Origin of the sequence: Streptomyces sp. NBC_00576 (assembly GCF_036345175.1) — a bacterium.
Taxonomy (GTDB): Bacteria; Actinomycetota; Actinomycetes; order Streptomycetales; family Streptomycetaceae; genus Streptomyces.
This window is the reverse complement of the sequence record NZ_CP107780.1, coordinates 4614739-4626821: the sequence shown is the minus strand read 5'-3', so window position 1 is coordinate 4626821 and position 12083 is coordinate 4614739. Positions and strand designations below refer to the sequence as shown.

Sequence of the window (12083 nt, the reverse complement as noted above, 5' to 3'; positions counted from 1 at the left end):
TGGGCGGTCTGTGCCGGCCACCGGATCCGGACATGCGTCCGCGCGGGGCGGCGAGGGCCGTTTCGGAGTCCTTGCGGACGTCCTTACGGTCCCTCACCGCCCCGCGCGGCCAGCGGCTCCCGAACCGGTCTTGGGGACTGCGGTACGGCGCTGTTGATGCCCTGCGTGGTCCTGCGTGGTGCGGGTGCTGCGCGGATCGGGCGTTCGCCGCGGGACTGCGGCTCAGTGAGCCACGGCGCGCGCCATCGATCCGTGGTGCGGCTGCATCGGAACGCCGCGTGCGGGCTCCGATGCGGACCTGGCTCCGGGGGCGGCCTGACGGCCGACCGGTGCCGGGCTGCGGCGCGGCTGGGCCGCGACGCCGTTCTGCACGTCCATGACAGCGTGGGCCACCAGTCCGCCCATGGGGTCGTGCCGGATCAGGTCCCGCAGCCGGGAGCGGGACGAACGTCCCTCGTTACCCGGATACAGGTGCTTGCCGAGACCGACCGCATGGGCCAGCGCGGCGAGCGCCGCCGTCCGCGGATCCGGCGGAACGCCGGTGCGGATTGCGGTGTCCAGTCGGGCTCTGATCTCCCGGCTGATCTCCGTGTCCGTCGCCTGATAGCGAGTCGTCGGCAGCACCCCGCACATCTGTCCCGCCACGGCATGCACCATGCCGCACCGCTCAAGATGCGAGAGGTAGGTCTGACGCAGCCCCAGGCGGGGCCCGCCAATCCAGTTCACTGCGCGTACGGGTGCTCCGCGTCGGCGAAGCAGTTCCAACGCACAGTCCAGTGTTGGATCTCCAGTCGGCCGTGGTACGACCACGGCGATACGATCCCCGTCCGGGGCTATCCGTCCGGCCATCGCCAGCTCCACTAGCTGTGCTCCGGCCAGACCGAGGTCGAGCGACTGCGGCTGTGCGGTGGTACCCGTGGCCGGGTCCAACGCCAGCAGAAGAAGCTCTTCCGGAATTGATCTGCGGCTCCTGCCCATCCATGCCTCCCCGCGTGGATGAATGACAGGGTGACCCCTCTCACATTCATCTGTCGAGGGGGCGTGACCGCTTCGTTGTGGAACCAGTAGGTATGTCGTTCTCGTCTACCGCAGGAGTCAAGGCTGCGCACAGGACACTGGTAGGTGGTTCGGACAGTGTCGTTCGGGCTGCCTTTGACGATTCACGGTTCGGTAGACGCACGGTGAACGTGCGGCGCATGAAGGAGGCATCGGTGGCGGGCGAGTCCCCCGACAGGTCGAAGCAGCGCGAGTCGTCGGAAGAACCGACGTCGGGGAGCGCGGGTCCGGTTCCCGGGGCCAGGAGTGAATCCGGCGCCGGGGTACGCGACCCACGGCTCGCGGTGGCCCGGGAGCGTGAGTCCACGGCGCGCGGTGGCGTGGACACGGCGACGCGGGTGTTCTCCCGCCCGCCGCTTCCGGCGAAGGCGGAAGGCGCGGACGCGGACGTGGAGGGCGGCGTCGAGGCCGACGCCGATCTCGGCGCCGACCTGGACGTGAGTACGGCGGACGCGGCCGCGGAGGCTGCGAGCGAGCCCGAGGATGCCGCCGAGGCCACCCCGGCCGACGGCACCGACGGGTCGGGCAGCACCCGGTTGCGCGCGGCCGTGGCCGCGTGGGTCGCCGGCGGCGACGATGGGACCGGCGCCAAGGGCAAGGTCGCGGAGGAGTCCGAAGGCGTCGAGGGTGCCGCCGACGAAGACCGTCCCGATACGGATGTGAACGCTCCGGCCGATGCCCCTGAGAGCGACGAGGCGCCCGCGGCGGAGGCCGATGGCCACGCCGGACCGGATGAGCCCTCCGAGGCCGCTGACGAGGCTCCTGAGGTCGCCGACGGGGCCTCCGGCGACTCCGGTGAGGACTCCTCTGAGCCGGAGGGCGCACAGGAGAGCGAATCGGAGCCCGAGGCAGCGTCGGAGCCTGAGCCCGGTACCGAGCCTGAGCCCGAAGGGGCGTCCGAGCCCGAGCCGAATACGACGGCCGAAGCCGAAGCAGACCTCGACTCCGGCCCCGGTGCTCGCACCGAGGCCGACTCCGACGCCGATGCGGACGCCGACGCCGAAGCTCGCGCCGAGGCAGACTCTGGCCCCGATGCCGATGCCGATGCCGACGGGCGCACCGGGGCAGGCTCCGGCATCGACTCTGGGTCCAGTGCCGTCGCCGTCGCCGACCCGCGGGTCGGCGACGATGCGGACGCGGACGCCGACGCTCGCGCCGAGGCAGACCCCGACGCCGATGCGGACGCCGAAGCTCGCGCCAAGGCAGACTCTGGCTCCGATGTCGATGTCGATGTCGATGCCGATGCGGACGCCGACGCTCGCGCCGAGGCAGACCCCGACGCCGATGCGGACGCCGAAGCTCGCGCCAAGGCAGACTCTGGCTCCGATGCCGATGCCGATGCCGATGCCGATGCCGATGCCGATGCCGACGCCGATGCCGACGCCGACGCTCGCACCGAGGCAGACTCCGTCGCCGATGCGGACGCCGACGCCGACGCTGGCGCCAAGGCGGACTCTGGCCCCGATGCCGATGCCGATGCCGATGCCGACGGGCGCACCGGGGCAGGCTCCGGCATCGACTCTGGGTCCAGTGCCGTCGCCGTCGCCGACCCGCGTGTCGTCGCCGATGCGGTCCCGGGTGTCGACGCCGATGGTCAAGCAAAAGCAGGCTCCGGAGCCGGAGCCGGAGCCGGAGCCGAAGCCGAAGCCGAAGCCGGCGCTGGCACCGACGCCGACGCCGAGGCGGATCCGGGTGCCGACGCCGAAGCTCGCGCCGAAGCAGGCGCTGACCCCGAAGCCGATTCTGACCCTGAACCTCATGCGGATGCCGACGACCCGGCCCCCAAGCCGCCCGTCGACCAGCCCACCGCCATCTTCAAAGCCGTACGCCCGCCCGCCGCACCCCCGGTCGATCAGCCGACGACGATGCTCAAGCTGTCCGATGTCCCGGCCGCGAAGCCCAAGGACGACAAGCGCGAGACAGGCGCCGCCGCGAACGCCGATGCGGAAGCCAACGGCGAGTCCGTTGCTGAACGCACCAGCAAATTCGTAGCCCTGAAGAAGCTGGACGACCCGGCCACCCGTAAGCCGCCGCCCGGCGCTGAACCGCCCAGGACGCCCGCCGCCCAGCCGCCCAAGGCGCCCGCCGCCGATGCCACCGCCGTCGTCCCGCAGGTGGGGCCGGAGCGGACGACGCAGCAGCCGTTGCCGCCTTTGCCGCCGCTGGATCTGCTGGCCGAGCTGACGAACACGCCGCCGCCCCGGGACACCGCGGTGCGGACGATCGTGCGGCGCGTCAAGATCTGGACGCCGGTGGCCATCCTGTTGGCGATCGTCTTTGCGGTCGTACAGGCGATGCGTCCGTTGCCGGCCCCCGAGCTCACGCTGACCGCCAAGGACTCCTACACCTTCGACGGAACGGCCGCCGCTCTGCCGTGGCCCTCCGAGGGGCAGGGCTGGATGGACGTCAACGGCGTCGGGACCATGGGGAAGTTCGGCGAGCAGAAGCCGGTCGCCATCGGGTCGGTCGCCAAGGCCATGACCGCGTACATCGTCCTCAAGGACCACCCGCTGAAGTCCGGCGAGGCGGGGCCGAAGATCACCATCGACGCGCTCGCGGAGAAGGAAGCCGGCTACTGGAAGGACGGCGAGTCCACCCTCACCACCGCCAAGAAGGATGACGTCCTCACCCAGCAGCAGGCGATCACGGCCATCATGATCCCCTCGGCGAACAACATCGCGCGACTGCTGGCACGCTGGGACTCGGGAACCGAGGCCGCGTTCATCAAGAAGATGAACGACACCGCCAAGGAACTCGGGATGAAGAACACCACCTACACCGACGCCTCCGGGCTCAAGGAGACCACCGTCTCCACCGCCGAGGACCAGGTGAAGCTGGGCAACGAGCTGGTGAAGATCCCGGCCCTGATGGACATCACCAAGCTGCCGGTCTGGTACGACCCCACGGGTAAGAAGTGGGAAAACTTCGACCGTCTCGTCCCCTACAACGGCGCCATCGGCATCAAGACCGGCACCACCACCGCGGCCGGCGGCAACCTGCTCTTCGCCGCCACCAAGGAGGTCGGCGGGGAGACGGCCATCGTCGTCGGCGCGATCCTCGGCCAGCACACGGCGCCGATCATCGACACGGTCAACGCGGTCAGCAAGACGGCCATGATCGCCGCCCGGGATGCGCTGCTCTCGTCGAAGATCCTCAAGAAGGGCGACGTCGTCGGATACGTCGACGACGGCCTCGGCGGGCAGACGCCGGTCGTGCTGTCGAAGGACGTCACGGCGGTCGGCTGGGCCGGACGGAAGGTCGAGCTGTCGTTCGCGGCCGCCGACGACCTGCCGCACTCCGCCAAGGCGGGCACCGCGGTGGGCTCCCTCACCGTGGGCGACGGCAAGGGCGGCGCGGTGAAGGTGCCCGTACAGCTCCAGAAGGACCTGGTCGAGCCCGGCTACGACAAGAAGCTGACACGGGTCGGCTGAGCGGTACGCAGCACGGCACCACACGGCACCACACGGCACCACACGGCACACAGAGAAGCGCCTGCCCCGGTCGGACCGACCGGGGCAGGCGCTTCTCTGTTGCGGTCCCCGTTACTTGTTCTCGTCCGTTTCCTTCTCGCACTGCAACGCCGTCTCCCGGGACGGGCCGCCGTACGCGGAGCTGATCCGGATGTCGCCGGGCTGCTCGACGGTCAGCCTGGTGAACTCGCCGTCGTCCGTCAGGCAGCCGTTCTCCGCCCACAGCCAGGGCGAGAACGCGATCCGTACGGTCACCTCACCGGCCCTCGGCATCCGGACGACGAGGTTGGCGCCGTCGGCGCTGACCACGGTGGCGGGCTTGTCGACCAGCGGGGTCGCGTTCTTGACCCGGTAGATCTTCCAGTTGGCGTCCTCCCAGACCGGCTGGAGATAGCTCGGCCCGCTGGTCACCAGGGCGTGTTCCAGCTTCGCCGGGCCGTCCGGTTCGCCGTTGACGAGGACGACGAAGCCCACCGCCCACTGGGAGAGCCACGCCTTGTAGGACGCGGCGGAGAAGCCGCCCTCGGGCTCCTCGGTGCCGCCGTGGCCCTCGTAGAAGAGCCGGCCCCGCTCGACGTCGGCCTGCCGGTTCCAGCCGCGGGCCATGTTGATGTACGGGGCGAGGATGGCGGCCTCGCGGTGGTCGCGGGCCGGTACGACCTCGACGCGCGTCTCCTCGGCGCCCAGCCGCTTCAGCTCGTTCACGACGCCGTCCGTCTTGACGGCCCACTCGGGCACCGTGGTGTTGGTGACGATGTCGGCGATCGTCTTGCCGGACAGCCAGCTCACCGCGATGGCCATCGCGAGCCCGAGGGCCACCATGCGCCGCCGGGGCGTGAACCAGGGGAGGGGCAGCCGGGGAGCGGTGGCGGTAGCCGTGGCGGCTTCCCCGGCCTGCCGCTCACTCGACTCCTCGCTGGACCTCTCACTCGGCCTCGCGCTCGACCCCTCACTCGGCTCCTCGCCCTGCCGTCGCCGCTCGGTCCGGTACATCATGATGGCGAGCAGCGTCGCCGGGGCCGCCAACTCCGAGAGCCGCTCGACGTTCGTACCGATCGGCGTCGGGATCAGGTAGCAGAGGACCACGCCGACCGCGTACACCGCGGAGCCCAGACGCAGTGTGCGCCAGGCGCTCGGAGCCGTCAGGACGACGATCGCGCACAGCACGACGGGCGGCCATATACGGGCGAACGGCATGGGCTGCTCGCCCTCGAACGGGAACAGCAGCGTCGTGACACCCACGACGGCCACCGGGGGCACCAGCAGGGCCGCGGCCCGGCCCCAGTCGCGCGACAGCAGATAGGCGGCGCCGACGACGAGGACGAACAGGCCGGCGACGGGACTGCCGGTGGTGGCCAGCGTCGCGCACACGGCGGCCACGCCGAGGTGCCGCGTGCTGCGCCCGCTCACCACGGCCAGCACGGCGGCCATCCCGAAGGCGGTGCCCAGCACGAACGTCGAGCGCCCCGAGATCACCTGGCACCACAGCGAGAACCCCACCGCCACGGCCGGCCACAGCGGCTTGCGCACGCCCGTGCGCGCGACGAGTTCCGCACCGAGCACGGTGGCGGCCACCCCCGACAGCATGGTGGTCGCGACGACACCGATGGCGGCCATCAGGTACGGCGACATCAGGCTGTAGTTGGCCGCGTGCAGGCCGCCGTACCAGAACAGGTTGTATGCGGAGCCGGGGTACATCTTCGCGAACTCGGCCCACGCCACCTGCGCGGCCAGGTCGCCGCCGCCGGTCGCGAACACCGCCCACCACACGAAGTACAGCGGCACCGCGCCGGCGGTGACCGTCAGGGCCACCCGGTGTCGCTCGTGCCACACCTCACGTGCCTGCGTGGGCTTGTCGGCACGCATGGCAGGTCTGCGTGGGGTCAGCTCGGCAAAGGCCACTGCAACTTCCGTTTCGGTTCGGCTCGGGCGCGCGCGGACGAACTGGCGGTGTCTGTCCTGTGGAATCTCTTGGAGTCTCAGGGAGTCTCTTGGAGGTTTCTCCGGGGTAGACGCTAATCGCACCCCGGGCGTTGGCTGACAGGGCCCCATGTGACCGGGTGGTGACCGGGGCATGACGGAAGAGAGCCCCACCAGCTTCGGACGGTTCCCGGGCGGGCGCGACCGGATAATTCAGGCCGAGCCCTTCCGGACACCTGTCAGGCAATTTCAGGGCTGTTTTTCCGGGTTCTCCTACAGGCTCTGTACGGGTTCCCCCGGGACTTCCCCGGACTTCCTCAGGATCCGATGGGGAACGCGATGTCACACACCGGCCCGGCCATCCACTGGCTCCACCGCCTCGAAAGCGGGCGTAGCCCAGGCCCGCCCGTGCGCCTCGGCCCCCGGGCCCGCGCGGCGGCCTCGTCGGCGACCGGAACGCACGACTCGGCCGACGGGCGCGTTCGGTCTGCGCGGGGTGGTATGGACGCCCTCACCTGCGTAGACGTAGGTGAGGGCGGTCAGCTCACACCGACATCCTCCGTCACCGGGCACGGTCGGCCCGGTGGCACAGGACGCTCGACCTTGTCCCAAGGGCAAGGTCAATCCACTGAACAATCCACTGAACAATCCAGTGAACCGAGGCAGGTCAGCCGATGGCCTTCTCCACCGCGCCCACCAGCTCGTCCGTCTCCGGCTCGGTCTGCGGGGAGAAGCGGGCGACGACCTGGCCGTCGCGGCCGACGAGGAACTTCTCGAAGTTCCAGCGGATGTCGCCGGTGTGGCCCTCGCCGTCGGCGAAACCGACCAGGCGCTCGTACAGGGTGTGCCGCGCGTCCCCGTTGACCTCGACCTTCTCGGTCATCGGGAAGGTCACGCCGTACGTCGCCGAGCAGAACTCGGCGATCTCCTCGGAGCTGCCGGGCTCCTGGCCCATGAACTGGTTGCAGGGCACGCCGAGCACGGTGAAGCCCTTGTCTGCGTACCGCGCCTGGAGCTTCTCCAGCCCCGCGTACTGCGGGGTCAGCCCGCACTTGGAGGCGACGTTGACGATGAGGACGGCCTTGCCCGCGTACTGGGCGAGGTCCGCGGAACCGCCCTGGAGGGCGCCGATCTCGACGTTGAGGGGGGAGGAACTGGCATCTGTGGTCATAAGCGGATGCTAGCTCCGGTAGGTGTCGGGCTCCGCCCCCGCCCCCGAAGCCTTGACCAAGACCTCACCGGCGGCCGTACGCGAGTACAGCACCGACCGCCCCGCCCGCCGCCGCTCCACCAGCCCCGCGTCCAGCAGTACCCGCAGATGCCGCCCGACCGAGCCGAGCGTCTGCCCGGTCACGGCGGTCAGCTGGGTGGTGCTGTGCGGCGAGTCGAGAAGGACGAGCACGGCGGCCCGCGCCGGTCCGAGCAGCGCCCCGAGAGCGGCGGACGCCGTACGCCCACCGCGGTGCTCGGCCAGCGCTCCCGTGCACGGGTAGATGACGGCGTACCGCTCCGGCTCCTCCCAGGACACCCACCCCGCCTTCGGCGTCACGGGTACGAAGACCAGCTCGGCGCCGGAGATCTCGCGGGGCGGGTTCGCGTACAGGTTGATCTGGAGCCGGTTGTCGCCGAGCCAGCGGGTCCCGGGGCGCAGCGTGTCCAGTACCGCCGCCCAGCCGTCCTGACCGACCCGCGCGGTCCGCGCGACCACATCGGCTTCGAGGATGCGCCGACGCCGGTCCCAGTAGGGGCGTACGGCCTCCTCCCACACGTAGGTGAGGAGGTCGGCGGCGCGGTCCGGGAGGTCGTCCCGGTCGGCGAGGGTGGCAGGGAGGGGACCGGGGTGGGAGCGGGCGAGGTCGTCGCGGGCGAGGGCCGGGGAGACCGTACGGACGCGGTCGACGGCCTCCTCGAACGTCTCGCCGTAGCGGGGAGTCGGGGTCAGGAAGTCGGCCGTCCAGTCGCGGCCGAGGCCGGCGCGGACGAGGAGGGCGGTCGTCGGGTCGTGCGCGAGACGGTGGCGGTACGCGGGCAGGTGGGCGGTCAGCCAGGCGCGCTCGCCGAGGTGCGAGGCCGTCCCGGCGTGCAGCAGGTGCAGGTTCGCGAAAGTCTCGGTGAGGGGCGAGATGACGAACCGGCTGCGGGCGAGGGTGTCGGCGTTCACCTGCCACCAGCCCATGCCCGTACCTCCGTCGATGCCCATACGCGGCTGATGTTTCGCGTGTGCGCGAAACAATAACGGGAGTCCGGTGCCCCTCGCAGACTCCCCGCATGCGCAGCTACTCCGCCCTCTTCCGCACCCGCGAGTTCACCCCCCTCTTCCTCGCCACGGCGCTCAGATCGGCCGCCTCGACGATCGGCGGCCTGGCCCTCGCCACCCTCACCTACCGCGCCACGGGCTCGCCCCTGCTCTCCGCCCTGAGCATGTTCGGCCCCCAACTCGCCCAGGTGGTGGGCGCGACGACCCTGCTCTCGGCTTCCGACCGCCTGCCGCCGCGCGCGACCCTGACGGGCATCGCGCTGGCCTTCGCGGTCGGTACGGCGGCGATGGCGACCCCGGGGCTGCCGATAGGGGTGGTCTTCGCCCTGCTGTTCGCCCTGGGGCTGATCGCGTCGCTGGGCGCGGGGGTCGGCTGGGGCCTGCTCAACGAGATCCTGGAGAAGGACGGCTATCTGCTGGGGCGTTCGGTCTTCAACATGTCCAACGGGCTGATGCAGATCACGGGTTTCGCGACGGGCGGGGTCATGGTGGCGACCCTCTCCCCCCGGACCACCCTCCTCACCTCGGCGACCCTCTACCTGGCGGGCGCGCTGGTGACCCGCCTCGGCCTGACCCGCCGCCCGCCCCGCCTCTCCGGCCGCCCGTCCATCGCCCAAACATGGCGTACGAACGCCCAGTTGTGGTCGGCTCGTCCGCGCAGGCTCACCTATCTGGGCCTCTGGATCCCCAACGGCATGGTCGTCGGCGTCGAGTCCCTGTACGTGTCCTACGACGCCGACTCCGCAGGCACCCTCTTCGCGTGCGCGGCCCTGGGCATGCTGATCGGGGACGTGACGATCGGCCGGTTCGTGCCACCCCGGCTGCGCCGCCAACTGGCCGTACCGCTGCTGCTGTTGCTGGCGGTGCCGAATCTGCTCTTCGCCCTGAACCCCGGTGTGTGGACGGCGGCGTTGACGGTCTGCGTGGCCTCGGCGGGCTACGGCGCCAGCCTCGTCCAGCAGGAACGCCTGATGTCTCTCACCCCGCCCGAACTCTCGGGCCACGCCCTGGGGTTGCACTCCGCCGGGATGCTCACGACGCAGGGCGTGAGCGCGGCCCTGGCGGGCACCCTCGCCCAACTCGCCTCCCCGGGTGCGGCGATGGCGCTGATGGCGGCGGGGTCGGTGTGCGTGACGGTGGGGCTGGTGTGGGCGGGGCGGCGGGAGGGGCGCGGCCGAGGTGGAAGTGGGGGCGCGCTTTCGAGCCCGGCGGAGCGGTCGCGCTCCGGCACGTGACGCGTGCCGGTCCCCGAACCGGGTGAGGAATTCCGCGCGCGGGAAGAACTGGCAGGACATGCGCGGCTCGACCGGCTTGCCAAGGGGGACCCACTCGCATGACGACGCGTGACGAACGTACGGAGAAAGCGGAGAAGGCGGCGACGGCGGAGAAGGCGGAGCAGGCAGCCGAGGGGGAATCCGCAGGGGAAACCGACGGACAAACCGCAGGGGACACCGGTTCCGACGACGGTGTCTCCGAGTCCGAACGCCTGCTGTTCGGGGGGCCGTTGAGGTACGACATGGGGTGGAACCAGCACCAGGGGTCCTTTCTGGAGCTGGGGCTGCGGACGATGGTCGCGCGGATGCCGAGGCTGATCGGCGCCACCATCCGGCTCGCCCACCGGGCCGACCCGCGCGCCCTGCGTCGGGTCGCGATCGCCGAGTTGGGCGGGGGAGTGGCGCAGGCGGTCGGGCTGGTGGCCGTCAACCGGGTGCTCGCCCAGCTGCTCGCCGGCGGGGGCACCGCCGACCGGCTGCGGGACGCCGTACCCGCGCTGGTCGTGGTCGCGGTCACCGCGATCGTCGGCGCGCTGTTACGGTCCGCGTCGACCGCCGGTACCGGGCGGCTGGAGCCCAAGGTGTTCCGGGTGGCGACCGAGGAGTACCTGGAGCGGGTCGCCCGGGTCGAGTTGGCCGCCGTGGAGGACGAGGAGTTCCACAAGCTCCTCGACTCCGCGCAGTGGGGGGCGGAGTCCGCGCGGCGCATGATCCGGTTCTGTACGTCCGTCATGACGGCGAGCATCGCGCTGGCCGCGGCCGCCGGTGTGCTCACGGTGCTGCATCCGGCCCTCCTCCCGCTCCTCGCGCTGATGACGCTGCCCAGTGCCTGGAGCGCGCTCACCATCGCCCGTCGGCGGTATGTCTCCTTCCACACCTGGGTCCAACACGCCCGCGCGGGGCAGCTGTTGGGGCGGCTGCTGATCGACACGCAGGCCGCGCCCGAGGTGCGGGTGCACAACATCGGGCCGTTCCTGCTGCGGCACTTCAGGACCATGGCCGAGACGGGGGAGCGGGAACAGACCCGGCTCGCCTCGCTGGCCGCCCGTACCGGGCTGATCGCCTCCGGGTGGACCGGCATCGCGACCGCCGGCGCGTACGGCGTGCTCGGGCTGCTGCTGTGGACGGGGGCCATGGATCTCGCCGTCGCCGGTACGGCGGTCATCGCCATCCGGACCGGGTCCGCCAACCTGGAGGCCCTGGTCGTCCAGCTCAACTACCTTTACGAGGAAAGCCTGTTCGTCGCCGACCTTGAACGGCTGTGCGAAGAAGCGGACCGCAGGCTCATCCCGGAAACCGGCCGCCCGCTACCCGACCGGGTGGACGCCATCCGCTTCGAGAACGTCTCCTTCACCTACCCGGGCACGGCCACCGAACCCGCCCTCGACGCGGTGAACGTCACCATCCCCACCGGCCGGATCGTCGCGCTGGTCGGCAACAACGGCAGCGGGAAGAGCACACTCGCCAAGCTGCTGTGCGGGCTGTACGCCCCCGACTCCGGCCGCATCCTCTGGGACGGACTCGACTCCACCGAGCTCGACCGCAGCGACCTCTTCGACCGGATCGCGGTCGTCGCCCAGGACTTCTACCGCTGGCCCTTCACAGCCCGCGTCAACATCGCCATCGGCCGCCCGGACGCCCCGTACGAGGACGAACACCTGCACGCCGCCGCCGAGTACGCGGGCGCCGACGAGACCATCGCCGCGCTGCCCCGGGGGTGGGACACGCTCCTCGCCCGTGGTTACAAGGGCGGCCACCAGATCTCCGGCGGCCAGTGGCAGCGCCTCGGCATCGCCCGCGCCCGGCACCGCGACGCCCGCATCCTGGTCGTCGACGAGCCGACCAGCGCCCTGGACGCGGAGACAGAGCAGCGCGTCTTCGACCAGATCCGCAGCCTCGCCGCGGCGGGCCAGACGATCATCCTCATCACCCACCGCCTGCACAGCGTCCGGCACGCGGACGAGATCTACGTCCTGGAACGGGGCCGCGTCGCCGAACACGGCACGTTCGAGGACCTGTTGAGGTCCGACAGCGACGGGCCGGGCCTGTTCCGGCGGATGTATCTGGTGCAGTCGGAGCAGTACCGCCTGGACGGCGAACAGTGAG

7 protein-coding genes are annotated in these 12083 nt (G+C 71.1%); 3 read left to right on the top strand and 4 right to left on the bottom strand.

Annotation, left to right across the window (positions count from 1 at the left end; translation table 11 throughout):
- Nucleotides 1-222: 222 nt before the first annotated feature.
- Nucleotides 223-978: a GOLPH3/VPS74 family protein gene (locus OG734_RS19600; protein WP_330288815.1), complete on the bottom strand. Its 756-nt coding sequence runs from the start codon at nucleotides 976-978 to the stop codon at nucleotides 223-225.
- 218 nt (nucleotides 979-1196) lie between these two features.
- On the opposite strand from OG734_RS19600, the gene OG734_RS19595 reads away from it, so the two are divergent.
- Entirely contained in the window at nucleotides 1197-4487 is a 3291-nt protein-coding gene (locus OG734_RS19595) for a D-alanyl-D-alanine carboxypeptidase (protein WP_330288814.1), read from the top strand.
- Between the two features lie 111 nt (nucleotides 4488-4598).
- Here the strand turns inward: OG734_RS19595 and OG734_RS19590 are convergent, their stop codons facing one another.
- From OG734_RS19590 to OG734_RS19580, 3 genes are all read right to left on the bottom strand, one after another.
- Nucleotides 4599-6392, bottom strand: a complete 1794-nt coding sequence (locus OG734_RS19590) for a hypothetical protein (protein ID WP_330288813.1) — start codon at nucleotides 6390-6392, stop codon at nucleotides 4599-4601.
- A 721-nt stretch (nucleotides 6393-7113) separates the two neighbouring features.
- Nucleotides 7114-7617, bottom strand: a complete 504-nt coding sequence (locus OG734_RS19585; protein WP_330288812.1) for a glutathione peroxidase — start codon at nucleotides 7615-7617, stop codon at nucleotides 7114-7116.
- A 9-nt stretch (nucleotides 7618-7626) separates the two neighbouring features.
- A complete protein-coding gene (locus OG734_RS19580) occupies nucleotides 7627-8622 on the bottom strand; it encodes an ArsR/SmtB family transcription factor (RefSeq protein ID WP_330293714.1) in 996 nt (331 codons plus the stop codon).
- Nucleotides 8623-8714: 92 nt separating this feature from the next.
- Here OG734_RS19580 and OG734_RS19575 point away from each other — a divergent pair, with 92 nt between their 5' ends.
- A complete protein-coding gene (locus OG734_RS19575; protein WP_330288811.1) occupies nucleotides 8715-9938 on the top strand; it encodes an MFS transporter in 1224 nt (407 codons plus the stop codon).
- Nucleotides 9939-10219: 281 nt separating this feature from the next.
- Complete coding sequence (locus OG734_RS19570) at nucleotides 10220-12082, top strand: ABC transporter ATP-binding protein (RefSeq protein ID WP_330293713.1); 1863 nt, start codon at nucleotides 10220-10222, stop codon at nucleotides 12080-12082.
- The last annotated feature ends 1 nt before the right edge of the window (nucleotide 12083 follow it).